The sequence below is a fragment of the Corynebacterium faecium genome, from assembly GCF_027257105.1.
GTDB classification, from domain to species: Bacteria; Actinomycetota; Actinomycetes; order Mycobacteriales; family Mycobacteriaceae; genus Corynebacterium; species Corynebacterium lehmanniae.
The window spans coordinates 182,448-208,370 of record NZ_JAPYJX010000005.1 but is presented as its reverse complement, the minus strand read 5'-3'; the positions used below and the strand labels follow the sequence as shown (position 1 = coordinate 208,370).

Genomic DNA, 25,923 nt, shown 5'->3' with positions numbered 1-25,923 from the left:
GCTACAGGGTGTTTTCGTCCGTGTCCAGCCCCAGCGTCTTCTGGGTCCACGCCCACTGCTCGTCGTAAGCGGCCTCGTCGCGCTTGAGGGACTTGCCGTAGGTGGGGAACATTTCGTGGAGCTTGTCGCCCCAGTCGATCATGTGCTCGCCGAAGCAGCGCTCGAGAAGCTCGATCATGGCGGCCGGGGTGATGGACGCACCCGGGGATGCACCAAGCACGCCGGCGATGGTGCCGTTCTGGTCGTTCACCAGGGCGGTGCCGAACTCCAGGGTGCCGAAGCGCGGGGCGGCGGCCGGCTTGATCACCTGCACGCGCTGGCCGGCGACTACGACCTCCCAGTCCTTGCCGTCTGCTGCCGGGTAGTACTCGTGCAGCATGTCCACCTTGCCGTCGAAGTCGCGGAAGACTTCCTGCACCAGGTACTTCACCAGGCCGATGTTGGTGGCGGCCACGCCGAGGTAGGACGGGATGTTGTCCGGGCGGATGGACTCGAACAGGTCCAGGTAGGAGCCTTCCTTGAGGAACTTCGGACTCCAGCCGCCGTAGGGGCCGAACAGGAGGGATTCCTTGCCGTCGACCACGCGCAGGTCCAGGTGCGGCACGGACATCGGCGGGGCGCCGACCTTGGCCTTGCCGTAAACCTTGGCCTTGTGCTGCTGCACCAGTTCCTGGTTGTCGGTCTTGAGCCACATGCCGGAGATCGGGAAGCCGGCGTAGCCGTGCACCTCGGGCACGCCCGCCTTGCGCAGCAGGTCCAGCGCGTAGCCGCCGGCGCCGACGAAGACGAAGCGGGCGCGTACGACCTGCTTGTCGCCGGTGTGGACGTTTTTGACCGTGACCTTCCAGAAGTTGCCTTCGCGCTTGATGTTGGTCACTTCGCGGCCGTAGCGGATCTCGGTGCCGTTGCGCTTCGCGGCGTCGAGGAACTGCCCGGTCAGGGAGCCGTAGTTGATGTCGGTGCCCACGTTGGTCCAGGAGATGGCCACCGGCTCGGCGTCGAAGTCGCGGCCCTGGGACATCAGCGGCAGCTTCTCTGCGAAGGTCTCACGGTCGTCCGCGAACTGCATGTTGGGGAACATGTGGTTTGCGGAGAGTTTGTCGTAGCGCTTGCGCAGGTAGTTGATCTGGTCTTCGCCCTGTGCGAAGGACACGTGCGGCACGGGGTTGATGAAGGCGCGCGGATCCGTCAGTACGTCGTTTTCCACCTGGTAGGACCAGAACTGGCGCGACAGCTGGAACTTCTCGTTGATGTTCATCGCCTTGGAGACATCAATGCGTCCCTTTTTCTCGGGCGTGTAGTTCAGCTCGCACAGTGCGGAGTGGCCGGTGCCGGCGTTGTTGAACGGGTAGGAGGACTCCTCGGCAGGACCGTCGAGCCGCTCGAAGATCATCTGGGACCAGTCGGGTTCCAGCTCGTGCAGCATCGAGCACAGTGTCGCGCTCATGATGCCGGCGCCGACGTGCAGGATGTCCACCTCGTCCGCGTACTTCTTACCACCGTTGTCAGACATGCGTAGTCATCCTTTGATGTTTATCGACTTTTGGGAGTGGTGACCATATTACGTCCCCCTCGCCGCCAAGGTGCAAAGGCTTGTCGACGACCACAGGTGCCCACCGTCCGCAGAAAAGTATCATCGGCCGCATGAGTTACACCGCGCATCAGCTTGATTGGCAACCTGACCCGCTCGGCGACGGATTCGAGCAGGTAGTACTCCCCCAGGGAAAGGACCCGGATAGTCGAACCCGCGTGGATGCGGTGCTGGTGCGGGACAAGCGCGCGTCGCAAAGCAAAAGCTCGCAAAAGCCCGCGGTGCTGTGGGTGCACGGCATGTCCGACTACTTTTTCCAGACCCACGTCGCCGACGAGTTTGCGCGGCACGGGTACCCGTTTTACGCTCTGGACCTGCGGCGCTGCGGGCGCGCGCTGAGGAAGGGGCAGCGCGCGCACTTCACGCTGTCGATGAGCCGGTACTTCCCCGAGCTCACCCAGGCGCTGGAGATCCTCGCCGCGGAACACGGTTCGGTGGTGGTGCTGGCGCATTCCACCGGCGGGCTGATCGTGCCGCTGTGGGCAGACCACCTGCGCCGCGAGAAGCCCGCGGAGCATGCAAAGCTCGCCGGGGTGGTCCTCAACAGCCCGTGGCTGGACATGCAGTTTCCGAAGTGGCAGGTGGCAGCGCTCAAGCCGCTGCTGAACTTCTTCGGCACGATCTTCCCGTCGCTGCCGCTGTTGCAGCGCGGGGAGGGCACCTACGGCAAGTCAATCCACCGGGACTTCCACGGCGAGTGGGACTTCAACACTGAGTGGAAGCCGATTGACGGCCACCGCAAGTACCTGGGCTGGCTCCGCGCGGTGATCCAGGGGCAGGAACAGATCCACTCCGGACGCGTTGATACTGGTGTGCCGACGCTGACGTTGTGCTCGTCGCATTCGTATCTCGGCGAGGAGTACTCCCCCGCCGCCGACACGGCCGACACTGTGCTCGACGTCGACCAGATTCAGCGCTGGGCGCCGACGCTGTCCGATACCTCAGACGTGCAGGTCATCGACGGCGCACGCCACGACGTGTTCCTATCCGGACGCCACGCCCGCGAGGCTGCGTTCAAGGCTGTTTTCCAGTGGTTAGACGGCCAACATTTCGCCCAGTAACGTCGATACGCAAAACAGACATATATATAGAGGAGAGAACCATGCCCGCTCACGGAAGCGATTTCCAGGACGCCACACGCTACGACCTGATCATTGTGGGAACGGGATCGGGCAACTCCATCCTCACTCCGGACTTCGACGACAAGAACGTCGCGATTGTGGAGAAGGGCGCGTTCGGGGGTACGTGCCTCAACGTCGGCTGCATCCCCACGAAGATGTACGTGCTTGCCGCGGAGCAGGCGTACGCTGCGCGCGAGGCCGGAAAGCTCGGCATCGACCTCGAGTACAAGGGCGCGGACTGGCCCGGGATCGTCGAGCGCGTCTTTGACAACCGCATCGACTTGATCGCCAAAGGCGGCGAGGACTACCGCCGCAACGGCTGCCCCAACGTCACCGTCTACGACGTGGAGGCGTCCTTCGTCGGGCAGAAGACACTGAAGACCGGCCGCGGCGGGAGCGAGGAGCTCATCACCGCCGACACGATCATCCTCGCCGCCGGCGCCCGCCCGTTCATTCCGGAGTGGGCGCACGACGTCACGTTCCACACCAACGAGGACATTATGCGCCTTGAGCGCCAGCCGAAGTCGCTGACCATCGTCGGCGGCGGGTTCATCGCCATGGAGTTCGCGCACGTCTTTGACGCCCTGGGCACCGAGGTGACCATCATCAGCCGCTCGCAGCTGCTGCGGCACCTGGATCCGGACCTCGCGGAGCCGTTCAACAAGCTCGCCGCCGAGCGTTACACCGTTCACATGGGGCGCACGGTCGCTTCCGCTTCCGAGGACAGCGAGGGCGTCACGCTCACGCTTGACGACGGCAACACGGTCAGTTCCGAAGCCCTCCTCATCGCCACGGGCCGCATCCCCAACAGCGACACACTCGATGTCGCCGCCGCTGGGATCGAAACGCACGAAGACGGCCGCGTCGCCGTCGACGAGTTCGGTCGCACCTCTGCCGACGGCGTGTGGTCGCTCGGCGACCTGTCTTCCCCGTACCAACTCAAGCACGTCGCGAACGCGGAACAACGCGCCGTGACGCACAACGTGCTGCAGGCTTGGGCGGGTAACGACGACTCCGCGTTGGTGCCGATGCCGCACGAGCACGTCCCGTCGGCGATCTTCACCCACCCGCAGATCGCGACGGTGGGAATGACCGAACAGGAAGCTGTGGACGCCGGCTTCGACGTCACCGTGAAGGTGCAGAACTACGGCGACGTGGCCTACGGCTGGGGTCTTGAAGACTCCACCGGTGTGGTGAAGCTGGTGGCGGACCGTGAATCCGGCCAGCTTTTGGGCGCGCACTACATGGGCCCGCAGGCCTCCACGCTGATCCAGCAAATGATCACAGTGCTCGCATACGGACTGGATCTGCGGGACTTTCCGCGGTCTCAGTATTGGATCCACCCGTCCCTGGCAGAAGTGACTGAAAACGCGATCCTCGGCCTCGACCTGACGTTCAAAGAAGTCTAAACCCCTACTTCACCCCCTCTTTCGGGGGACTAGGTAAAAAGACACGATCATTTCGACACAGTTGCCGAAAAGAGCACGTGAGAGATATTTGGTTTGCCCCAATATTTTCAGCGAACGCCAAGCTTTCCAACCTTTGGTTGAACTTTTGAAAATTTTTAAGCGTCAACTTGCATACCACTGGAAGTGTTCGGCTATTGTCGGTGCAGACACCGGGACCGAGCCCACCGGGCTTGCTATCGGTCCTAGGAGCTCAATGCCCCTGGGATTCTTTGAATTCCACCCGGACGTCGTGCAAGAACTATCAGAGAAGGATTTCGTTTCATGCGTAATTTCCGTAAGGCAGCCCTCGCCGGCGCAACCGCCGTCGCTGTGGCATTCGGCTCCACCGCAGTCGCAACTGCAGCAACCGAAGGCACTGAGGCACCGGCAACTCCGGTCGCCAATGTGTCCGTCAACCCGGACAACGGCAAGGGCGACAAGACCGCCGGCGATTCCGGCCTGTCCTCCAAGGCCGGCAACAAGCTCGAGGGTGACAAGACCGCTTACGGTCCGGCCCTGTTCGGCTCCTCCAAGGGCGATGCAGAAGGCGAGACCGAGACCTACGAACAGCAGCCGGTATGGGCTAAGCTCTTCCAGGCCCTCTCCATCTTCACCGCTGTGTCCGCTCTTGTTGGCCTGATCGTTGGCCCGGCGTACAACTTCGTCGTTCACGGCCCGTTCCACGTCTAATTGCGGTTTTCCGCGACCAAATCCCCCATCACACCTGAAAGAAGGATTGCAATGCGTAACTTCCGCAACGCTGCTGTCGCAACCGCGACCGCAATCACCCTCGCCGCTACCGGCACCTCCATCGCACTGGCAGAGACCACCGACGCTGCTGACGCTTCCGACCGCGTGGTAACGCACACCGGCAACCAGTCTTCCGTGGCATTCCAGGGCACCAAGCAGAAGGACGACAAGACCTTCGGCGAGGTCATCTCCGACGGCACCAAGGGTGTCTTCAGCGGCGCTGGCTCTTCCCACTACGTCACCAAGGAAGACGCACAGACCCGCTTCGACATCCGCGACGCTGCTGGCAAGGAGACCAACGTCGAGAACATGCCGCAGTGGGCACGTCTCTGGGTTGACGGCACCATCGTCGCTGGCATCGGCGCCCTCGTCGGCCTGGTCATCGCTGGCGTCAACTACGCTTCCTACAACGGCTGGATCCAGCTGCCGAACTTCAACTTCTAAGTTGAAGTTCGCCTCTAGGGCGTAAACAAAACCCGCTGCAATTTGCAGCGGGTTTTTCCATTTCTGGAACACATTGATGGCCCGTTGGAGCAACATTCTCCAACGGGCCATCTATGTGTTACGCGGTTCTACTCCCCCAGCATGTGCTGCCCGGCGGCGGCATCCGCGTCCGGAATGGTGAGGATCTCGTTGCCGTCGTCAGTGATCACGATGGTGTGCTCGAACTGGGCGGTGTATTCGCCGTCGACGTTCTGCACCGTCCAGCCGTCGTCCCACACGCGGTACGGCAGCTCGCCGAGATTGATCATCGGCTCGATGGTCAGCGTCATGCCGGGCTCGAGGACGTCCGTGTAGGCGTCGGAGTCGTAGTGGAGCACCACAAGGCCGTTGTGGAAGGTTGTGCCCACGCCGTGGCCGGTGAAGTCGGTGACCACGTTGTAGCCGAAACGCTTGGCGTAGGACTCGATCACGCGCCCGATCACGTTGATCTGGCGGCCCGGTTTCGCAGCCTTAATGCCGCGCATCATCGCCTGGTAGGTGCGGTCCACCAAGTCTTTGTGCTCCTGGGCTACCTCACCGGCGAAGAAGGTGGCGTTGGTGTCGCCGTGCACGCCGTTCTTGTAGGCGGTGACGTCGATGTTGACGATGTCGCCCTCCTGGATCACCGTGGTGTCCGGGATGCCATGGCAGACAATTTCGTTCAGGGAGATACAGGAGGACTTCGGGTACCCGCGGTAGCCCAGCGTCGACGGGTAGGCGCCGTGCTCCACCAGGTAGTCGTGGACGATACCGTCGATCTCGTCGGTGGTCTTGCCCGGGGCCACTGCGGCACCGGCAAGCGCCAGCGCGTTCGCCGCGATCTTGGAGGCTTCGCGCATCGCCTCGATAGTCTCGCGGGTCTGGACGATCGGCTCGCCGACGTTCTCCTGGACCTCGTCCTTCCACGCGTACTCGGGGCGCTCAATGGACTTTGGCACCTTGCGCTCTGGGGTGGGTTTTCCTGGGGTAAGTAGGCCTCGGTTATTCATGTCCCCAATGGTAGACCCGCGGTCAAACAGGCCCGCGCAGCCCTCTGGGCGGCCTACTGAGCGGGCGCGTCCAGGTTCAGCAGCATTCGGTCCGAAAGCGCCACTGCGGCCTCAGAACCTCCGCCGAGGACTACCAGGGTGGCGAAGGCGATGTCGTCGTCCGCGCGGTAGCCGGTGAACCACGAATGGGAGCCGCCGTTTATCTCGGCTTCGCCGGTCTTGCCGCGGATGTCCCCACCCGCGGTAAACGCACTCGCGGTGCCGCCCGGGCCGGTCACGGCGGCCATCATCTGGCGTAGTTCGTCCACCGCCTGGGGGTCCATAGGGGCCGCATCCTCACTCAACTTCGTCTCCTCGCCCTCCACCAGGTACGGCACGGGCAACGATCCGCGAGCGGCCGCTGCGGAGACAAGCGCCATGCCGAACGGGCTGGCCAGATCCAGGCCCTGGCCGTAGCCGGCCTCGGTGCGGTCCAGCGGCTCCTCGCCGTTGGGGATGGAGCCGGTGATGGTCTCCACCCCGGGGATCTCCATGTCGATGCCCAAGCCGAACTGCTTGCCGATGGTCTTCAACTCCCCCGGCGCCAGCTTCGTGGAAATATCCGCGAAGGTGGTGTTGCAGGAACGGGCGAACGCGGTCTCCAGCGGCACGGTGCCCAGGCCGAAGCCTGCGTAGTTGGTCACGGTGCGCCCGAAGAGGTTCATCGTGCCGGGGCACGGCACAGGCGAGCCGGGGATGAGCCCTTGCTTGGTCAGGCCAGCGAACGCGGTGAGGATCTTAAACGTCGATCCCGGCGGGTACTGGCCCATCGTGGCCAGGTTGCCGCCTTTGTCGGCGGCAGGCGTCTGCGCAATCGCCAAAATACCGCCCGTTGAGGGCCGAATGGCCACAATCATGGCCTGCTGTCCCGCAACCGGCTCTAAGGCCATCTCCGCAGCTCGTTGAACCCGGTGGTCCAGGCTGATGTGCACCGCCGGAGCCGGGGCGGCGTCCTCGCGCTTGATTTCCTCGTAGGAGGCGCCGTTTTCGTTGACCACGTCGACGCTCCACCCGGAATCGCCCTGCAGATCGTCGCGCACCAGCTCGCCCACGCGCGCCATGATGTCGGGGGCGAAGTCCGGCTGCGCGTTGACCATCGAGGCCTCTTCGTTCAGCCGCACGCCGGGCTCGCCGGCCAGCGCCGTCTCAAACGCATCGCGCGCAGGTGCGGGCACCACGGCGACGGAGTAGGTGCCGGAGGCGTCCTGCAGCTGCTTGGCAAGGTCCTCCGCGTCGCGCAGCGGCACGCCGCGATCCACCTCGTGCGCCTTCGCCAGCGCCGCGCTGATACCCGCGGCCGTCGAGCTTGCGCTGCGCACCTCGTCCGTGTCCACGAGCACGCGGTACGCGGTGCCGGGCTTGAGCAGCTCCACCCCGTCGGAAGAGACCACGCTTGCCTGCGACGGCGCCACCGAGCGCAGCTCCAGGTGCTGGTTCGCGCCCAGCCGCGGATGCAGAACGGACGGCTGCCAGCGCACGTTCCACGTATTGCCGCTTTGCGTCAGCGTCATCTGCGCCTGGTACGTCAGATCCCGCTCGCGCGGCAGGTCCCAGCGCAGCTCATACGTGGCGGTGGCCAGGTTGTCGTCCTGATTGACGTCGATAAGCGATGCGCTTAGACCCTCCGCCTGCAGCCCACCCCACGTCTCGTTGAGGGAGGTTTCGGCGGCGGAGGCGTCGTCGATAAGCGCAGAGTTCACCTCGCGCTTCTCCAGCGCGCTCAGAAAGTCCGATGCGGCGGGTTCGGCGTCGTTGGGGCGCGGGGTGCAACTGCTTATCGACGCCGCCAGCGCCACCACCGCAATCCCCGCGACACGGCGACGCAGCATACTAGCGGGTGACCTTGACCTCGGCCTTGGCGCCCTCGACCTCCTCGAGGCCCTCCTCCTCGGCGATGCGCTGCGCGTAATCGATCAGCGTCTCCACGATCTTGGACTCCGGCACGGTCTCCACAACCTCGCCCTTGACAAAGATCTGGCCCTTGCCGTTGCCGGACGCCACACCGAGGTCTGCGTCGCGCGCCTCGCCCGGGCCGTTGACAACGCAGCCCATCACGGCCACACGCAGCGGGAACTCCATGCCGTCAAGGCCGGCGGTGACTTCCTCGGCGAGCTTGTACACGTCTACCTGTGCGCGGCCGCAGGACGGGCAGGAGACGATCTCCAGCTTGCGCGGGCGCAGGTTCATCGACTGCAGGATCTGGTCGCCGACCTTGATCTCCTCCACCGGGTCCGCGGACAGGGACACGCGGATGGTGTCGCCGATGCCCTGCGACAGCAGTGCGCCGAAGGCCACGGAGGACTTGATGGTGCCCATGAACTTCGGGCCGGCCTCGGTCACGCCGAGGTGCAGCGGGTAGTCGGTCTTCTCCGCGAGCTGGCGGTAGGCCTCCACCATCAGCACCGGGTCGGAGTGCTTCACGGAAATGGCGATGTCGCCGTAGCCGTACTCTTCGAACAGGCCCGCCTCGTAGATCGCGGACTCCACCAGCGCCTCCGGGGTGGCCTTGCCGTACTTCTCCAGCAGGCGCTTGTCCAGGGAGCCGCCGTTGACGCCGATGCGGATCGGGATGCCCGCGTCGCCCGCTGCCTTGGCGACCTCCTTGACGCGGCCGTCGAATTCCTTGATGTTGCCGGGGTTCACGCGCACGGCCGCGCAGCCGGCGTCGATGGCCGCGAAAATGTACTTCGGTTGGAAGTGGATGTCCGCGATCACCGGGATCGGCGACTTCGCCGCAATCGCCGGCAGCGCCTCCGCGTCCACGGTCTTCGGGCAGGCCACGCGCACAATGTCGCAGCCGGCGGTGGTCAGCTGCGCAATCTGCTGCAGCGTGGCGTTGATGTCGTGCGTCTTCGTGGTGGTCATGGACTGCACGGAGATCGGGTGATCAGAGCCGACGCCGACATCTCCCACCATCAGCTGACGGGTCTTGCGGCGCGGAGCCAAAGTCGGTGCCGGGCCTTCGGGCATACCTAATCCGATGGGGGTGTTCATGGTGGCTAACTCTAGCACCGTCAGCCAAAAATTCGGACGGGGTTGACCACGTCCGCGGCCATCACCAACACACCGACGCCGAGCAGCAGCGCAGCCATGGCGTACGTCAAGGGCATGAGCTTTTCGTAGTTCGCGGGAGCGCCCGGGCCGAGGCCACGGAGACGTCGTAAAGCATCGCGAATCTTTTCGTACAGCACCACCGCAATGTGCCCGCCGTCCAGCGGCGGCAGCGGCACAAGGTTGAACAGGGCGAGGAAGAAGTTCAGGCTGGCCAGCATCATCCAGAACGCGGACCACATGTCCTGCTCCACCAGCTCGCCGCCGGTGCGCGAGGCGCCGATGACACTGACCGGGCCTTCGATGTCGCGCTCCGCGCCGAAGATGGAGGCAACAACGCCCGGGATCTTCGAGGGGAACGACGCGATGCCGTCCACAGTCGCGCGCAGCATCTTGCCGGTGAACCGGAAGGTCGCGGGCACGGCCTCTGCAGGACCGTACTGCTTCACCGCGTCCGTCACAGGCGCGGGGCCGATGCCCACCGCGCCCTGGGTGACCTTTTCGCCCGTCGTGGGATCGATGCGCTCGACGGCGGCGACAGGCACGTCGAGGGTGACGGTTTCGCCGCCGCGCAGCACCTCGAGGGTCACCGTTTCGCCGGGCTGCTTCGCGACGGCATCGCGCAACTGCCCGAACTGCTCAATCTCCTGCCCGTTAAGTGCCACCAGCGTGTCGCCGACCTGGACACCGGCCTCGCCCGCCGGGCCCGCGCCGGAGCACTCCCCCAGCGTCTCCGCGTCCACCTGGTCTGCGACGCACACCGTCTTGCCCACGCGCGGAGTGAAGTCCGCGTCCGGGTTCGGGATGCCGGAAAAGATGGCGACAAAGTAGATGATCACCACGCCGATGAGCAGGTTCATCGCAATGCCGCCGGCGAGGACCGCGATTCGCTGCCACGCCGGCTTGTTCACCATCGCGTGTGGCTCCTCCTCGGGCGTGAGGGGATCCATCGCGGTCATGCCCGCAATATCGCAGAACCCGCCGAACGGCAGCGCGGCGAGGCCGTACTCGGTGTGGCCCTTCGTGGTCGACCACACCGTCGGCCCGAAACCAATGAAGTAGCGCCGCACGCGCATGCCGAAGGCGCGGGCAGTGAACATGTGCCCGGCCTCGTGCAGCGCAATGGACGCGGCGATCGCAAGCGCGAACGCCAGAATGCCTAGCGCACCCACAAAACCCCTAGTGCGCTACGCGCTGGCGATGCGCTCGACAACAGCCTGCGCGCGCTCGCGGGCGCGGGACTCGGTGCGCAGGACCGCGTTGACGTCGGCAGGCGCCTCCGCGAAATCGCCGGCGCCGTTGAGGACCTCGGTGATGATGTCCACGATGTGCGGGAACTTAATGCGGCCCTCAACGAATGCGTCGACGGCAACCTCGTTGGCCGCGTTGTAGATCGCCGGGTACGGCTCACCCTTCGCCGCGGCCTCGCGGGCCAGCTTCACCGCCGGGAAAGCGTCTTCATCCAGCGGCTCGAAGGTCCACTCGAAGGACTTGGAGAAGTCCAGGGCGGGCTGCGCGTCCGGGATGCGGTTCGGCCAATTCAGCGCGTGGGAGATCGGCAGCATCATCGACGGCGGGGACGCCTGGGCGATGGTCGCGCCGTCGGTGAACGTCACCATGGAGTGGACGATGGACTGCGCGTGGACAGTCACATCGATGTCGTCCGGGTCCACGTCGAAAAGCAGCGCTGCCTCAATGAGCTCGAGGCCCTTGTTCACCATCGTCGCGGAATTCAGCGAGTTCATCGAGCCCATGGACCACGTCGGGTGGTTCACGGCCTGCTCGTAGGTGACGTCCATGAGCTCCTCGCGGGACTTGCCGCGGAACGGGCCGCCGGAGGCGGTGAGCACGAAGCGGGCCACCTCCCCGCGGTCGCCGGAACGCAGCGCCTGGGCCATCGCGGAGTGCTCAGAGTCAACCGGCACGATCTGGCCGGGTTTCGCCGCCTCCAGCACGAAGCGTCCGCCGGCGACGAGCGACTCCTTGTTCGCCAGCGCCAGCGTCGCGCCGGACTTCAGGGCAGCAAGGGTGGCCGGCAGGCCCGCAGAGCCAACGAGCGCGTTGAGCACCAAGTCCGCCTTCTGCGACTCCACGAGCGCCGCCGCGCAGTTATCGCCGGTGATGACGAAGCCGCCGATCTCCTTGGACACCTTCTTGGCCCCCTCCAGATCGCGCACGGCAACCTGGTCGGCGCTGAGGCCGAATTCGCGGGATTGCTCGATAGCCCGGTCAGGGTTGGTTCCGCCGGTGGCGATGCCGACCACGTTGAACTGGTCTCTGTGTTCGCGGATGACATCAATCGCCTGAGAACCGATAGAACCTGTCGAGCCCAAGATGATTACATTCTTCACGCGCCCATTGTGACATGAAACAGCACATTCTGGCACTGTGCGGGCGTAATCCCGTGGACTGTGGTGCGAAAGTTTGAACACATTGGGGGTGAGAAGTCCCCTTTGCCCCACCCGGTGTGCGATGATAGGCGCTGAAAGTTTTACCGATCTTGGCAACCGCTAAGCAGGCTTTGAAGGAGCATTCCAGTGGCCCACGCGAAGGACAACGCACCCCAGGTGTACAACGGCGTTTCTGAGGCGGATGTTCCGTCCGCCCGTTTCGGCTGGAGCGCCTTCACCGACCGCACTATTCAGATCGCCGGTTGGATCTCCGTCCTGTTCCTTATCGCCTACAACTTTGGCAACCACCAGGGCCACGTCGAGACCATCTGGCTCATCGCCCTCGCGGTGCTGATCGCGCTCGGCCTGATCCTGCACGCCACCAAGCCGAAGCTGAACCAGGTGCGAACCGTCACCGCCCACAACAAGCCGGTGGGCCACCAGGAGCCGGACTGGATCTACGACCAGGCCACCCTCTCCGGTGACGTGTACGAGAACCTCTCCGACTCTCAGCTGCGTTCCCTGAACATCGAGCCGGGCCGTGTCGCCCACCTGCGCCCGGCTCGCGGCCAGGAGCGCGTGGTCGAGCGCACCGCTGCTCGCCCGGTGGACGCGGCACAGCAGCGCGAGGACGTTGAGGTCATCACCGTCGAGTCCCGCGGCAAGCACGAGCGCATCTAAGCTTCTCGACGCCACCGTCACCGCCAGCCCCGCCGCTGGCGGTTTTTTCGTGCCGTGTGTGCTCGCCCTGCAACCCGCTCGCCACGTCCCATTCCGCCTTGGCTCGAATCCGCAGACCCAGAGCAAGAGACCCCTAGTATGGCCCTATTTTGGGCATACTAGGGGTCCTGTACTGGGGGTCTGTGCGCGGAGGCGTGCTCGGGAGGGTTGCGGCGTGGGCTGTAGCGCCGCAGGTAAACGCGAAAAGTGAGCTCGGCAGAAGCTAAGCGGCTAGCTAGCGTCCTCGTCGGCGGCGAGCTGGCCGCAGGCGGCGGCGATTTCCTGGCCCTTGGTGTCGCGCACCGTGCACGGCACGCCCTGGGCGGCCACGCGGCGGACGAACTCGTCCTGGCGGGCCTTCGGCGAGGCGTCCCACTTCGAGCCCGGGGTCGGGTTGAGCGGGATGACGTTGACGTGCACGCGCGAGCCCAGCGCCGAGTGCAGCTTCTTACCCAGCAGGTCCGCGCGCCAGTCGTGGTCGTTCATGTCGCGGATCAGCGCGTACTCGATGGACACGCGCCGGCCGGTCTGGTCCGCGTAGTAACGGGCGGCGTCCAGCACTTCGGACACTTCGAAGCGGTTGTTGACGGGGACGAGTTCGTCGCGGAGCTCGTCGTCAGGCGTGTGCAGGCTGACAGCCAGGGTGCAGGACAGGCCCTCGTCCGCGAGCATGCGGATCTGCGGGGCGAGCCCCACCGTGGAGACGGTGACGTTGCGCTGGGAGATGCCGAATCCGTCCGGGGACGGCTGGGTGATCTGGCGCACCGCGTTGACCACGCGCTTGTAGTTGGCCAGCGGCTCCCCCATACCCATGAACACGATGTTGGACAGGCGCGAGCCCTCCGCGGCCATCATCGCCGCGGCGGCGCGGACCTGGTCGACGATCTCGGCCACGGACAGGTTGCGGTCCAGCCCGCCCTGGCCAGTGGCGCAGAAGGGACAGGCCATGCCGCAGCCGGCCTGCGAGGAGATGCACAGGGTTGCGCGGCCCGGGTAGCGCATGAGGACAGATTCCAGCAGGGTGCCGTCGTGAAGCCGCCACAGCGTCTTCGTCGTGTCGCCCTCGTCGGTCTCCACCGTGCGCACCGGCGTCAAAAGCGTGGGAAACAGCGCGTCCTTGACGGTTTGACGCTGCGCCTCCGGCAGGTCCGTCATGGTCAGCGGGTCGGCCTCGAACTTGCCGTAGTAGTGGCGCGCGATCTGGTCGGCGCGGAACTTGGGCAGGCCGAGTTCCTTGAGCGCGTCGATGCGCTCGTCTTTGCTCAAGTCCGCGAAGTGCTTCGGCGGCATGCCGCGCTTCGGGGCGAGCAGCTGGATCTGGGGGAAATCGCTCATAGTGCGCCCCATCTTGGCACGTCGCGCGGCGAATTTCGAATCTGGCGCGGGCGTAAACCTACGGGTTCATCAACGTGATGGTGGTGAGCAGGATGTAGGTCGCCGCCGCGGCGGGCAGCATGCCGTCGAGGCGGTCCATGATGCCGCCGTGGCCCGGCAGCAGGTTGGACATGTCCTTGATGCCCAGCTCGCGCTTGAACTGGCTTTCCACCAAATCGCCCATGGTCCCGCAGATGACCAGCGCGATGCCGAGCACGATGCCCATCCACCACGGCCCGTGGATGAGGAAGTGCACCACCAGCACACCGGTGATGATGCCGGCGGTCATGGATCCGGCGAAGCCCTCCCAGGATTTGTTCGGGCTAACGGCCGGGGCCATCGGGTGGGAGCCGAACATCACGCCTGCGGCGTAGCCGCCGACGTCGTTGGCCACCACGCACAGCATGAACGCCACGATGTACGCGGAGCCGTCCACGCCAGCCTCGGTGATCCGGGAGATCATGGCGGCGAATGTGCCGAACAGCGGGATCCACGCGAGCACGAAGATCGCCACCGCGGTGTCGCGCAGGTAGTTCTCTGGTTGGTGGTGCCTGCCCTGGTGGAACATGCCCCAGAACATCACCACCAGCACGGTGAAGGCGAATCCGGAGACCAGACCTGTGGTGCCGTAAGGCGCGGACAACCAAAGCATGGCCTGGCCGAGGATGATCATCAGCGTGCGCGGCTGGACGTAGCCGGCCTCGCGCAGACGCGTCATCACCTCCCACATGGCCAGCGCCACGGCGACGGCGACCAGCGGGTACCAGGCCACAGGCCCGATCCACACCGCCGCGATCACCAGCGCTCCGAGCACAACGCCCGTGGTGATCGCCGCCGGCAAGTCGCGCCCCGCCTTGTTCTTCGGCTTCGGGGCGTGGGCGGGCCAGCGGCTCGGGGTGGCCTCGGGTGCCTCCGGAGCATCGCTCACGGCCGCACCCATCTCCTCGCCTTCAGCGGGACCAGTGGGCTCGGTGGTTTCCGTCTGCGCCTCCGACACGTCGGCTTAGACCTCCAGCAGCTCGTTTTCCTTGCGCTGCACGATTTCGTCGATCTGACCAACGTAGTCCTGAGTGGTTTTGTCCAGCGACTTCTCAGCGGTGATGACCTCGTCTTCGCCCGCGTCGCCGTCCTTCTGGATCTTCTTCAGCGCTTCCATACCCTGGCGGCGCACGTTGCGGATGGCAATCTTGCCGTCCTCGCCCTTCTGCTTGGCCTGCTTGACCAGCTCTTTGCGGCGCTCCTCGGTCAGCTGCGGGACGGAGACTCGGATGACCTGGCCGTCGTCGGTCGGGTTCACGCCGAGGTCGGAGTTGCGGATGGCGTTTTCGATCTCGCCCATGGTGGACATGTCGTACGGCTTGATCAGCAGCATGCGCGGCTCCGGAACCGAGATGGTGGCCATCTGGTTGATCGGGGTGGGAGCGCCGTAGAAGTCGGCCATCACGCCGTTGAACATGGCCGGGTTCGCGCGGCCGGTGCGGATGGTGGCCAGCTCGTTTCGGGTGTGCTCAACGGAGGCGGTCATGCGCTCTTCGGCATCCAGCAAAACGTCATCAATCATGGTTTTACCCCTATCGTTTCTCGGGTTTGCGTCCCCCTTAACCTACCAGCGCCTGCCGCGTGCCTAGACTGTCGCCATGCCGCACCCAGCCTTCACGTTCGTCGCGCCGCCCGGCGCCGCGCTCGCAGGCCCGCCCGGCGGGCGGCTTTCCGGCTGGCGGATCCCGATCAAAGACGGCACCGATGTCGCAGGCTGGCCCACCACGCACGGCAACCCCGCGCGCGCCTACACCGCGAAGGCAACGGATCCGTTTGCGCAGATGCTTATCGACGCCGGAGCGCACGTCGACGCCAAAACCCTGACCTCCGAGCTCGGCGCCACTTGTTACGCGGAGCGCCCCGGCGTGGCCGTGCTGGAATCCCCCGCCTTTCCCGGCCGCACGCCCGGCGGGTCTTCCGCGGGCGCCGCAGTGGTGGTGGCGGACGGCACGGTGCGCGCCGCCCACGGCACCGACGCCGGCGGCTCGATCCGTGTGCCGGCCGCGGCCTGCGGGGCGGTGGGGCTGAAACTTGCCAGCCGCGATCTGTCCGCCCACGGGTTTTTCACCCGCAACGTCGGCGACCTGTTCACGCTCACCGGTTGGACGCCGCCCGCGCGAAGGAGGCTGCGCATCGGTGTGCTCACCCGGGGCGTGTTCGCGGACCCTGAGGTGTCGGAGGGGCGCGGAGCTGACGTCGAGAAGCTTGCTGCTGCTTTGGGACGCGCCCACGATGTGGTGGAGATTTCCCCCTACGACGAGTCGCGCGAGACGTACGCGCACTTCAGCACCACAATCAAGCGCTGGTTCAAGGAGGTGGACCCGCTGGACAGCGGCTACATCGCGTGGCTCAAAGAGGAGGCGCACCGGCTGCGGCCAGAGCAGGTCGCCGCGGCGAAAGCGCACACGCGCGCACTCCCCGCGTTGCTTGCGGCGCAGTGGGGCGTGGACGCGGTGCTCTCCCCCACCATCGCGTTCGATCCGCCCCCGCTCGGCTACTTCCCCGCGCTGCGCCCCGAAGAGAGCTTCCACGCGCAGACCGAATGGTCGCCGTGGTGCTCTGTATTTAACGTGCTGCGCACCCCCGCAATCGCGCTCGCGGGGGTGCACCTGGGCAGCCTGACACTCAGCGGCCCCGAGTTACTCGGCCTGGCTGCACAGGCCGAACTGTTGCGCGCTTAGGCCACCAGCGTGCCCACCTGCTCGCCGGAGACGGCGCGCGCGATGTTGCCCTCCTGCAGCAGGTTGAACACCAGGATCGGCATGTTGTTGTCCATGCACAGGCTGAACGCGGTGGCGTCGGCGACCTTCAGCCCGTTTTCGATGACCTCGCGCGGGGAGATCTCGGAGTACAGCTTCGCGTCCGGGTTCTCGCGCGGGTCGGAGTCGTACACCCCGTCGACGGCCTTGGCCATCAGCAGCACCTCGCAACCGATCTCCAGCGCGCGCTGGGCGGCGGTGGTGTCCGTGGAGAAGTACGGCATGCCCATGCCGGCGCCGAAGATGACCACGCGGCCCTTCTCCAGGTGGCGGGCGGCGCGCAGCGGCAGGTACGGCTCGGCGATCTGCGCCATGTTGATGGAGGTCTGCACGCGGCAGTCCACGCCCATCTGCTGCAGGAAGTCCTGCAGCGCCAGGCAGTTCATCACCGTGCCCAGCATGCCCATGTAGTCGGAGCGCGCGCGGTCCATGCCGCGCTGCTGCAGCTCGGCGCCGCGGAAGAAGTTGCCGCCGCCGATGACCACGGCCACCTCGGTGCCTGCGCGTGCCACGTCCGCGATCTGGCGTGCAACGGACTCGACCACGTCCGGGTCGATGCCGACCTTGCCTCCGCCGAACATTTCACCGCCCAACTTCAGCATCACTCGCTTGAAACCTGTGCGGCTGGGATTGAGGTCAGTCACCGAAATTCGCTCCTTTTGCGCGGCGGGATGTGCAGATGTTCGCAGACGATTCTAGACGTGCTTTCATGCGCACACCGAACCGTGCAATTGGGGGCATCATGCTTCACGACGAAGCCCCGCACACGCCACCGGCCCAACTGGGCGGAAGCGGTGCGGGGCTTTGCGGTTAGCGCAGCTTAAGGCAGCAGCTTAAGCCTGGCCGACCTCGAAGCGGACGAAGTCCAGGACCTCGATGCCGTTCTCCTCGGCGTACTGCTTGACGGTCTTCTTGGAGTCAGACAGCGCCGGCTGATCCAGCAGAACAACGTCCTTGAAGAAGCCGCCCATGCGGCCCTCGACGATCTTGGCGATGGCAGCTTCCGGCTTGCCCTCGTTGCGGGTGATCTCTTCCTGGACCGCGCGCTCCTTCTCAACGACGTCCGCCGGGACGGACTCCTGGTTGAGGTAACGAGCCTTCATCGCGGCGATCTGCAGAGCGACCTGGTGCGCTGCCTCGGCGTTGTCCCCGGTGTAGGACACCAGCACGCCGACTGCCGGCGGGAGGTCCGCAGCCTTCTGGTGCAGGTACGCCTCAACACGCTCGCCCTCGATGGTGGCGGCGCGGCGCAGCTCGAGCTTCTCGCCGATCTTGGCGGAGAGGCGCTCCAGGACGTCGTGCGCGGTCTCGCCGTTCACGTCTGCGTTCGCCAGCTCCTCCTGGGAGTTCGCCTTCGCTGCGGCGGCTGCGTCAGCGATCTGGGCTGCGATGTCTTTGAACTCCTGGTTCTTGGCCACGAAGTCGGTCTCGGAGTTGATCTCGATGATGGTGTTGCCGGAAACGGCGACCAGGCCCTCGAGGGCGTTGCGCTCAGCGCGCTTGCCCACGTCCTTCGCGCCCTTGATGCGGAGGTTCTCGACGGCCTTATCGAAGTCGCCGCCGGTCTCCTCGAGTGCCTTCTTGCAGTCGAGCATGCCGGAACCGGTGGTCTCGCGGAGCTTCTTGACGTCAGCAGCAGTGTAGTTCGCCATAGTGGGCGATCCTCCTCGTGAATGTGTTGCTAAAAGTGTTCAAACCGTTTCAAGCGTAGCCGACAGTACTCGCTGTGGCACGGCTTGGAACGGGGCGCACACAAAACACCCCGCGCCCGCACTGTCCCGGGCGTGGAAGCCGGCGGGCGTGAGCGGAACGCGGGGTGCGCGTGCAGGTGGCGTGAGCCGAAAGCTTACGCCTGGGTTGCAGACTCGTCGCCGGACTCGTTCGCCTTGGCCTCAGCCTGCTCCGCTGCGCGGACAGCGTGCGGCTGCTCAACCTCGGCGACCTCCTGCGGAGCCGCGGACTCAGCTGCAACGGCAGCCTTCGCTGCGTCAGCTGCGGACACTTCCTCAGAAGCAGCAGCCTGGGCAGCTGCCTCTGCAGCCTCTGCCTGACGCTTCGCGTCGGTGTCGCCTGCGGCGTCGCGTGCGGAAGCGAGCTGGCGCTCCTCGCGCTGCTGCTTACCGGCGATGACAGCCTCGCCCACGATGTGGGTGAGCAGCTTCACGGCGCCGATGGCGTCGTCGTTGCCCGGGATCGGGAAGTCCACGACGTCCGGGTCGCAGTTGGTGTCCAGCACAGCCACAACGGGGATGCGCAGCTTCTGCGCCTCGTTGACGGCGATGTGCTCCTTGTTGGTGTCCACGATCCACAGTGCGGACGGGGCCTTGGTCATGTCGGCGATGCCGCCCAGCACGCGCTCGAGCTTGATGCGCTCGCGGGTGAGCATGAGGACTTCCTTCTTGCCGCGGCCTGCGTAGCCGTCCTCGGCTGCGTCCATGGCCTGCAGTTCCTTCATGCGGCCGATGCGCTTGGACACGGTCTGGAAGTTGGTGAGCATGCCGCCCAGCCAGCGGTGCGTCACGTACGGCATGCCGACGCGCTGCGCCTCTTCCTGGATCGGCTCCTGTGCCTGCTTCTTGGTGCCGACGAACAGGACGGTGCCGCCGTGTGCGACGGTCTCCTTGACAAACTCGTAGGCCTCATCGATGTAGGTCAGCGTCTGCTGCAGGTCGATGATGTAGATGCCGTTACGGTCGGTGAAGATGAAGCGGCGCATCTTCGGGTTCCAGCGACGCGTCTGGTGGCCGAAGTGCACACCGGCGTCGAGGAGTTCACGCATGGTTACAACTGCCATGGTTTTGTCTCCTTCGGAGAAAGTAGTTCGGTTACATTGCGTATCTCACGTGCGGGTTTTTATCCCGCACCCTGGCACCGTGCTCGCCCTGCACCCTGTGAGAGGGACCGTCGCTGAGCAGGCATTATCCGGCGCGCGTAGTCAGCCCATAAAAGCTGCCCGTGCAACACTACCCGCTCACGCCCGCAAAACCTAATCTCATCTGCACGTTCTGTGGATAACACCGCAGCAGGCACCGGGTTATCCACAGATTTCCGCAACCAGGCTAGTTTTCTTGCGTCCTGCGTGCTCCTATTCACGCATGCGCCTATCGACGATCCTCCGGTCCACCACCGCCCTCATCCTTGCCGCCGCCATGAGCGCCGCACCGGCAGCCGCCTGGGTGGACCCGGCAGCCGGCACCCCGTACCCGGCCGCGGTGTCGCGCCCTGCTGACATCCCGGAGCAGAACTGGAAGCCCGGCCACCGCGGCGTGGACTTACCCCTGCGCCTCGGCGCTGACGTGCTGGCCGCAGGCGATGGCGTTGTCGTCTTCGTGGGCGTGGTAGCCGGCACCCCGGTGATCTCCGTCGATCACGCAGGCGGGATCCGCACCACGTATCAACCGGTGCGTTCCCCGCTTGCCGTGGGTGACAAGGTGCGCGAAGGCGAACCGATTGGCGCCCTCGCGCACGCCCCGGCGGGGTTTTCCGGATCCCACGACGGCTTGCACTGGGGTGCGCTGGTGGGCAAGGACTCCTACATCGATCCGCTCACGCTGTTGGAAGCGCCGCGGATCCGGCTCAAACCCTTGGACGGCTCCACTACGCGCGCGGGTGCGCCTGGTCGTAGACGCGCTTGAGCCGCTGCGCGGAGACGTGGGTGTATATCTGCGTGGTTTGCAGGCTGGTGTGGCCGAGCATCTCCTGCACCACGCGCAGATCCGCCCCACCTTCGAGCATGTGGGTGGCAGTCGTGTGGCGCAGCGTGTGCGGGCTGACGTGTTCCACCCCGGCGCGTTGCCCGGCGCGCTCGACTATGCGGCGCACCTGGCGCTGGTCGATGCGCCCGCCGCGGGAGCCGACGAACATCGCCTGCGTGTCGGTCGCGAGTTCTGCGCGGCCGAACTCGAGCCACTCGGACACGGCGGCTGCGGCTTCGTCGCCGAATGGCACGACGCGCTGCTTGTTGCCCTTGCCGGTGACGTGGGCGAGACCGCGGGCAAGGTCCACGTCGCCGAGGTTTAGCCCCGTCAGCTCCCCGACGCGGATGCCGGTGGCGTAGAGCAGCTCGAGCATGGCGCGGTCGCGCAGGTATTCGGCGGGGTGGGCGTCGTCGGCCGTGCCCGCCTCGACGAGGTCGCCTGCGCGCTCCCCCTTGACCACTGTGGGCAGTGGGCGGTTGACCTTGGGTGCCTTGAGTCGCGCTGCGGCGTCGGTGCTGATGTCGCCCCGGCGGTAGGCCCAGGTGGAAAAGGCGCGCGCGGCAGCGGTGCGGCGCGCGAGCGTGGCCCGGCTCTTACCAGCACTCATCGCGTCCGCGAGCCAGCGCCTCAGCGCGTCGAGGGTGAACGCGTCGAAGGTGTCTGCGTAGCCGGCGAGCCCTCTAAGGTCCGCGACGTAGCCTTTAACCGTGTTTGGGGAGCGGCCGAGGACAAGTTCGGCGTATTCGGCGAAGTCTTCCACTGCCGCCTGCACTTGCCCCAGCTGTTTACTCATGCCACGGCAGTGTACTCGCTTCCCTTAGTCCGGCTGCTCCACCCGAGACCACACCCGCTTGTCGCGCTCCACCAACCCGCGCTTGGACAGTTCCATCAGGATGTGCACCGTCAGCGCGATGGAAAGCCCAGAATCCGCCGCCACAGCCTCGGCTTCCCGGCCGGCGCGGCCGGCGGGCGGAAGGGCGTCGTAAATGCGCAGCTCGTTGCGGGAGAGCTGCTGGGTCACGCTCGGCGGGTACTGCATTTCCATCTGCTCCTCGGCGCTGTATTCGCCTACTGCAGAGAGCTGCTCGTGGATCTGCCCGGCGTTGAGCACCATTTCTGCTTCGTTGTTCTGGATGGCCAGGTTCGCGCCGAGGGATTGGGCGTCCGTGACCGGCCCCGGCACCGCCATGGCGGTGCGGTTGAACACGTTGACCCACTTCAGGGTGTTCAGCGCCCCGGAGCGAAACGGCGCTTCCACCAGCACGGTGCCCAGCGTCAGCGCCGCCACGAGTCGGTTTCTGGTGAGGAAGCGGTGCCTGTCCGGGGTGACCCAGGGCGGATACTCCGTCATCAATGCGCCGCCCGTGGCCACCACGCGCTCGAAGAGCGCCTTGTTGGAGCGCGGGTAGTGCTCGCCAGGCCCGCAGGCCGCCACCACCACGGTCGGGGTGTGCACGTCCATGGCCGTCGTGTGGGCGACCGTGTCGATGCCCAGCGCGCCGCCGGAGACCACCGTGTAGTTGTGCCCGCCCAGGCCGGCGACCAAATCCTTTGTTGCCATGTGGCCGTACTTGGTGGCGTGGCGGGTGCCCACCACGCCCACGGACTGGGCGAACAGGCCCGCCAAGTTCGTGTTTCCCGCAACCCACAGCGCGTGCGGCGCAATGCCGTCGGGCTGGTGGCTGGCTTTGCTCGCCGCCCCCGTCTGCTTACGGCCAAACGAGCTCTGGATCGCATCCGTCGGCCACTGGGGCGACTCCGGGGTGATAAGCGTGTAGCCGAGCTCCGCCGCGAACTCGAGGTCCTCGGCCGGGCGGTCCCAGGTGAATCGGTTCTCGGTCTGCGACAGCAGGCCGCCAATCCAGGTGGCGCGGGTGCGCACACCGTCGGCGATCTCGTCCGCGGTTTTGCCCACGCGCAAAAGCGCTTGGATGTGGTGCGACGGCCCCTCCACCACCCGTGAGAGGTAGGCCCAGGATTCCAACGACGACATCTACGCCACCTCCTGCTGCTGCAGCTGGTGCTCGCGCATCTCCACCGCGCGGCAGACATGGTGGATGTCCGGCTGGTCCATCTCTTCCAAGTCCGCGAGCGTCCAGGCCAGCTTGAGGCATTTATCCACCCCGCGCTGCGTGATCTTGCCGTGGACCAGCTCCGCCTGCAGCATCGCCATCGCCGATTCCTTGGCGGGGAAATGCCTGCGGATCAGCGTCGCGGGCACACGTCCGTTGACGTCCTCGTCGCAGCCCGCTTTCGCCCACCGGGCTGCGGCGCGCTCGCGGGCGGCCGCCACACGCTGGGCGATGCTTCTCGACGGCTCCGCGTCCCTCGGGCTGAGCACCGCCGCGTCGCCAGAAGTGGTCACGAACACGTCCAGCCGGTCCTTCAACGGTCCGGAGACGTTGCTTAAGTGCCGCGCCCGCTGCGGGGACTTGCACGTGCACTGCCCCTTGATCCGCTGGCAGGCGCACGGATTCGCCGCCAGCACCAGCTGAAAGTCCGCCGGGTAGACCACTTCCCGTTTCGCGCGGGTCAGCCGCACCTCGCGTTTCTCCAACGGGATGCGCAGCGCGTCGAGCACCGGGGCCGGAATCTCCGAGGCTTCGTCCAAAAACAGCACCCCGCGGTGCGCCTGGCTCACCACACCGGGCCTCGGCGTGCCGCCTCCCCCGCCGATCAGCGCCGCGCGCGTCAGCGAGGGGTGCGGGGCGATAAACGGCCGCGTTTCCACAACCCCGCCGCCGGACACCCCGGCCGCGGAATGGATGGCTGTGACCTCCACCATCTCCTGCACATCCATCGGCGGCAGGATCGACGGGATCCGCTCCGCCAGCATGGACTTTCCCGAGCCCGGCGGGCCGATCATCATCACGTGGTGCCCGCCGGCCGCCGCCACCTCGAGTGCCTCGCGCTCCTCGGACATCCCCGCCAGGTCCTGGAAATCCGGCACCGCACACTGCGGCGCGGCCGCTTCTGGCGCTGTGGCGGGCTCCAACTCCGCTTCGCCGGTGATCCACTGCCACACCTGCGCAAGCGAATCCGCCACCAGCACCTCCCTGCGTCCCAGCAGCGCGGCCTCTGCGGCGTTGGCCCTGGGCACGACGACGGTGCGAATTGGCTCTGCCGCGTCGAAAGCTGCGATGAGCATCGGCAGCACGCCTTCGGCCCGTCGCAAAGTCCCGTCCAGCGCAAGCTCCCCGCAGAACATGGTGGACGCGAGCCTGCGCTCCACGGGTGGATCCAGGCTGCCCAGCACCGCCAGCGCGATCGGCAGGTCGAAGTGCGAGCCGGCCTTCGGCAGGTGCGCGGGCGAGAGCGACACCATGATCTTCGTGCGCGGCCACGGCAGCGCCGAATTCGAAATCGCGGTGCGGATGCGATCGCGCGACTCTTTTACTGCCGCGTCGCCCAAACCCACCATGTGCATGCCGGGCAACCCGGCGCCAACGTTTGCCTCCACCGTGACCAGGCGGGCGGCGACCCCCTCCACGGTCGCGCTCATCGTGCTAGCAAGCGCCATCTTCGACCCCCGGGAACCGGCGCAGGATGCAATCCTCGCCGTCGAAGACCACCTCCACCACGTCGAAGCGGATCGGGCGGTACTGGCCCTGCGCATGCTTGTCCAGCCACTGCGCCGCGCACCGGCGCATGGTGTTGAGCTTCTTCGTGGTCACCGCCTCCGCGGCGCCAAAGGCAGTGCCGCGGCGGGACTTCACCTCCACGAAGACGACTGTGCCGTCCTCGTCCTCAACGACGGCGTCGATCTCACCCGCCCGCATGCGCTGCCGGTGGCCCAACAGCGCGTAGCCTTCGTCCTCGTACCACCTGATGGCGGCGTGCTCGCCTGCCCTGCCCAGCTCCCACTGGTCCTGATAGTTCACCTGCACGGTGCCTCCCCGTTTCATAGAGTTGCCAAGAATGTTGGTCCTCTATCAGACGCAAAAGGCCCCGCCGCGGTTCCATGGCGCGGGCAGTTTTGTGAAACTCGGCGGCCGCACCGGTATTTGGCCAGGTGAATGCCTGATACAAATAAGGCACCGCTTGCGGACTCCGCATTGCGGACAACTCGGCCGCAACCAATGGTTGGTCGGCACCCACTATGCAGCGGCATAGCGACGAGGCGTCGGCCGTCGTAAAAGTTGACATTTTACCGAAATCGACCCTCAGCGACCTGCGGAAATGTCGGGCGGTCGTCAGATCTTGCGAAAGTCGGAAGGTGGCCGGCGCCTGCGGACTCCGCATTGCGGACAACTCGGCCGCAACCAATGGTTGGTCGGCACCCACTATGCAGCGGCATAGCGACGAGGTGCTGCTTGCGGACTCCGCATTGCGGACAACTCGGCCGCAACCAATGGTTGGTCGGCACCCACTATGCAGCTGCATAGCGGTGGGTGGTGGTCCCTCGTAAAACCCTCAGCCACCCACACTTACCGTCGCCTAAACCAGAAACTGTTCACAACCACCTGATGCAAAGCGCGACACGCCGAGTTTTACAAACGGTACGCGACAGCCCTATTCCGGGAAGGTCAGATCGGGCTTGTCCAGCTCCTCGATGTTGACGTCCTTGTAGGTGATCACGCGCACGTAGCGCACAAAACGCACCGCGCGGTACATGTCCCACACCCACGCGTCCGACATCAGCACCTCGTAGTAGACATCCCCGCCATCGGTGTGCGGGATGAGTTTCACGGCGTTGGCCAGGTAGAACCGGCGCTCCGTTTCCACCACGTAGGAGAACTGGCTGGCCACGTCCCGGTACTCGCGGTAGAGGGAAAGCTCGACGTCTGCCTCGTAGTTGTCAAGATCCTCGGCGCTCATGCGTGCCCCTTCTTGCTGGACTGCCAATAGAAGTCGTCAGCGTCCCTGACGTTCGCATAACTATAACGGTGCTCGGGGCTCGCACCGTGGCGGCGCACCGCGTCCATGTGCACCTTCGTGGAATAACCCTTGTGGCCCTCCAGCCCGTACTGGGGAAACTTCTGGGCCATTTCGCACACCAGCCGGTCCCGGCTCACCTTGGCCAGCACGCTTGCCGCGGCGATGCAGCGGGCGGTGTAGTCGCCTCCCACCACCGGCAGTTGGGGTGAGGGAAGGCCGGGGACACGGAACGCGTCGATAAGCACGTAGCCCGGCCGCACCGAAAGCCCGGCGACGGCGCGGCGCGCGCCGTCAATGTTGGCGTGCTGGATGCCGCGGCGGTCAATCTCTGCCGCGGAGATATGCACCACGGAGTACGCCACCGCGATGTCTTTCACAGCGTCGAACAGCACGTCGCGCTTGCGGGCGGTGAGCTTTTTGGAGTCCGTGAGCTCCGCCAGCGCCGGCTGCGGCTTTGGCGGCAGCACGCACGCGGCGATGGTGATGGGGCCGAAACACGCGCCGCGGCCGGCCTCGTCCACCCCCGCTACCGGGCCGAAACCCGCCTTGTCCAAGGCGACCTCGTAGGTGCGCAGCTGTTTTAAGCGCCGCAC

25 protein-coding genes are annotated in these 25,923 nt (G+C 65.7%); 7 read left to right on the top strand and 18 right to left on the bottom strand.

The features are described 5' to 3' along the window. Position 1: 1 nt before the first annotated feature. On the bottom strand, positions 2–1,513 hold the full coding sequence (gene mqo, locus O5O53_RS07275; RefSeq protein ID WP_269510436.1) for a malate dehydrogenase (quinone): 1,512 nt from the start codon (positions 1,511–1,513) through the stop codon (positions 2–4). Between the two features lie 131 nt (positions 1,514–1,644). Between mqo and O5O53_RS07270 the strand changes: the two genes are divergently transcribed. The 4 genes from O5O53_RS07270 (at position 1,645) to O5O53_RS07255 (ending at position 5,354) form a co-directional block, all read left to right on the top strand. Then, a complete protein-coding gene (locus tag O5O53_RS07270) occupies positions 1,645–2,652 on the top strand; it encodes an alpha/beta hydrolase (RefSeq protein ID WP_269510434.1) in 1,008 nt (335 codons plus the stop codon). Positions 2,653–2,693: 41 nt separating this feature from the next. Continuing rightward, entirely contained in the window at positions 2,694–4,121 is a 1,428-nt protein-coding gene (mtr, locus tag O5O53_RS07265) for a mycothione reductase (protein WP_269510431.1), read from the top strand. Between the two features lie 321 nt (positions 4,122–4,442). Beyond that, the gene (locus tag O5O53_RS07260) at positions 4,443–4,850 is read left to right on the top strand and encodes a hypothetical protein (RefSeq protein WP_269510430.1); all 408 of its coding nucleotides are present in this window, start codon (positions 4,443–4,445) and stop codon (positions 4,848–4,850) included. Between the two features lie 51 nt (positions 4,851–4,901). Then, a complete protein-coding gene (locus O5O53_RS07255) occupies positions 4,902–5,354 on the top strand; it encodes a hypothetical protein (RefSeq protein ID WP_269510429.1) in 453 nt (150 codons plus the stop codon). Between the two features lie 128 nt (positions 5,355–5,482). On the opposite strand, the gene map is transcribed toward O5O53_RS07255, so the two are convergent. The 5 genes from map to dxr are packed head-to-tail and all read right to left on the bottom strand — an operon-like array spanning position 5,483 to position 11,823. Continuing rightward, a complete protein-coding gene (gene map, locus O5O53_RS07250) occupies positions 5,483–6,382 on the bottom strand; it encodes a type I methionyl aminopeptidase (protein WP_239356921.1) in 900 nt (299 codons plus the stop codon). 53 nt (positions 6,383–6,435) lie between these two features. Further along, the gene (locus tag O5O53_RS07245) at positions 6,436–8,250 is read right to left on the bottom strand and encodes a penicillin-binding transpeptidase domain-containing protein (RefSeq protein ID WP_269510426.1); all 1,815 of its coding nucleotides are present in this window, start codon (positions 8,248–8,250) and stop codon (positions 6,436–6,438) included. Between the two features lies 1 nt (position 8,251). Beyond that, a complete protein-coding gene (gene ispG, locus O5O53_RS07240; protein WP_070844337.1) occupies positions 8,252–9,415 on the bottom strand; it encodes a flavodoxin-dependent (E)-4-hydroxy-3-methylbut-2-enyl-diphosphate synthase in 1,164 nt (387 codons plus the stop codon). Between the two features lie 20 nt (positions 9,416–9,435). Beyond that, positions 9,436–10,644, bottom strand: a complete 1,209-nt coding sequence (locus O5O53_RS07235; protein WP_269510424.1) for a M50 family metallopeptidase — start codon at positions 10,642–10,644, stop codon at positions 9,436–9,438. Between the two features lie 15 nt (positions 10,645–10,659). Further along, positions 10,660–11,823, bottom strand: a complete 1,164-nt coding sequence (gene dxr / locus O5O53_RS07230) for a 1-deoxy-D-xylulose-5-phosphate reductoisomerase (protein WP_269510423.1) — start codon at positions 11,821–11,823, stop codon at positions 10,660–10,662. Positions 11,824–12,009: 186 nt separating this feature from the next. Here dxr and O5O53_RS07225 point away from each other — a divergent pair, with 186 nt between their 5' ends. Further along, the gene (locus tag O5O53_RS07225; protein ID WP_269510422.1) at positions 12,010–12,543 is read left to right on the top strand and encodes a DUF2631 domain-containing protein; all 534 of its coding nucleotides are present in this window, start codon (positions 12,010–12,012) and stop codon (positions 12,541–12,543) included. Between the two features lie 270 nt (positions 12,544–12,813). Here the strand turns inward: O5O53_RS07225 and rlmN are convergent, their stop codons facing one another. The 3 genes from rlmN to frr form a co-directional block, all read right to left on the bottom strand. Next, the gene (gene rlmN, locus O5O53_RS07220; protein ID WP_181888651.1) at positions 12,814–13,917 is read right to left on the bottom strand and encodes a dual-specificity RNA methyltransferase RlmN; all 1,104 of its coding nucleotides are present in this window, start codon (positions 13,915–13,917) and stop codon (positions 12,814–12,816) included. A 58-nt stretch (positions 13,918–13,975) separates the two neighbouring features. Then, positions 13,976–14,896, bottom strand: coding sequence for a phosphatidate cytidylyltransferase (locus O5O53_RS07215; protein WP_302471043.1), 921 nt, complete (start codon positions 14,894–14,896; stop codon positions 13,976–13,978). A gap of 63 nt (positions 14,897–14,959) precedes the next feature. Next, positions 14,960–15,517, bottom strand: a complete 558-nt coding sequence (gene frr / locus O5O53_RS07210) for a ribosome recycling factor (RefSeq protein ID WP_181888652.1) — start codon at positions 15,515–15,517, stop codon at positions 14,960–14,962. A 76-nt stretch (positions 15,518–15,593) separates the two neighbouring features. Here frr and O5O53_RS07205 point away from each other — a divergent pair, with 76 nt between their 5' ends. Beyond that, on the top strand, positions 15,594–16,676 hold the full coding sequence (locus O5O53_RS07205; RefSeq protein WP_269510418.1) for an amidase family protein: 1,083 nt from the start codon (positions 15,594–15,596) through the stop codon (positions 16,674–16,676). On the opposite strand, the gene pyrH is transcribed toward O5O53_RS07205, so the two are convergent. From pyrH to rpsB, 3 genes are all read right to left on the bottom strand, one after another. Next, positions 16,673–17,356, bottom strand: a complete 684-nt coding sequence (gene pyrH, locus O5O53_RS07200) for a UMP kinase (protein ID WP_070474098.1) — start codon at positions 17,354–17,356, stop codon at positions 16,673–16,675. The genes O5O53_RS07205 and pyrH overlap by 4 nt on opposite strands. 231 nt (positions 17,357–17,587) lie before the next feature. Further along, positions 17,588–18,406: a translation elongation factor Ts gene (gene tsf / locus O5O53_RS07195; protein ID WP_181888654.1), complete on the bottom strand. Its 819-nt coding sequence runs from the start codon at positions 18,404–18,406 to the stop codon at positions 17,588–17,590. Between the two features lie 194 nt (positions 18,407–18,600). After that, a complete protein-coding gene (rpsB, locus tag O5O53_RS07190) occupies positions 18,601–19,548 on the bottom strand; it encodes a 30S ribosomal protein S2 (protein WP_269510416.1) in 948 nt (315 codons plus the stop codon). 301 nt (positions 19,549–19,849) lie between these two features. Between rpsB and O5O53_RS07185 the strand changes: the two genes are divergently transcribed. After that, a complete protein-coding gene (locus tag O5O53_RS07185; RefSeq protein ID WP_269510415.1) occupies positions 19,850–20,389 on the top strand; it encodes a M23 family metallopeptidase in 540 nt (179 codons plus the stop codon). Here O5O53_RS07185 and O5O53_RS07180 read toward each other — a convergent pair. The 6 genes from O5O53_RS07180 to O5O53_RS07155 all read right to left on the bottom strand — a co-directional run bounded on the left by O5O53_RS07180 (position 20,352) and on the right by O5O53_RS07155 (position 25,923). Continuing rightward, the gene (locus tag O5O53_RS07180) at positions 20,352–21,245 is read right to left on the bottom strand and encodes a tyrosine recombinase XerC (RefSeq protein WP_269510414.1); all 894 of its coding nucleotides are present in this window, start codon (positions 21,243–21,245) and stop codon (positions 20,352–20,354) included. The genes O5O53_RS07185 and O5O53_RS07180 overlap by 38 nt on opposite strands. A gap of 24 nt (positions 21,246–21,269) precedes the next feature. Further along, the gene (locus tag O5O53_RS07175) at positions 21,270–22,445 is read right to left on the bottom strand and encodes a DNA-processing protein DprA (RefSeq protein ID WP_269510413.1); all 1,176 of its coding nucleotides are present in this window, start codon (positions 22,443–22,445) and stop codon (positions 21,270–21,272) included. Continuing rightward, positions 22,446–23,972, bottom strand: a complete 1,527-nt coding sequence (locus O5O53_RS07170; RefSeq protein WP_269510412.1) for a YifB family Mg chelatase-like AAA ATPase — start codon at positions 23,970–23,972, stop codon at positions 22,446–22,448. Beyond that, positions 23,959–24,339 carry a YraN family protein gene (locus O5O53_RS07165; RefSeq protein WP_367616731.1) on the bottom strand — a complete coding sequence of 127 codons (381 nt, stop codon included), beginning with the start codon at positions 24,337–24,339 and terminating at the stop codon, positions 23,959–23,961. The genes O5O53_RS07170 and O5O53_RS07165 overlap by 14 nt, the downstream gene beginning before the upstream one ends. 625 nt (positions 24,340–24,964) lie before the next feature. After that, complete coding sequence (locus O5O53_RS07160) at positions 24,965–25,270, bottom strand: DUF2469 domain-containing protein (protein WP_181888661.1); 306 nt, start codon at positions 25,268–25,270, stop codon at positions 24,965–24,967. Continuing rightward, positions 25,267–25,923 carry a ribonuclease HII gene (locus tag O5O53_RS07155; RefSeq protein WP_269510410.1) on the bottom strand — a complete coding sequence of 219 codons (657 nt, stop codon included), beginning with the start codon at positions 25,921–25,923 and terminating at the stop codon, positions 25,267–25,269. The genes O5O53_RS07160 and O5O53_RS07155 overlap by 4 nt, the downstream gene beginning before the upstream one ends.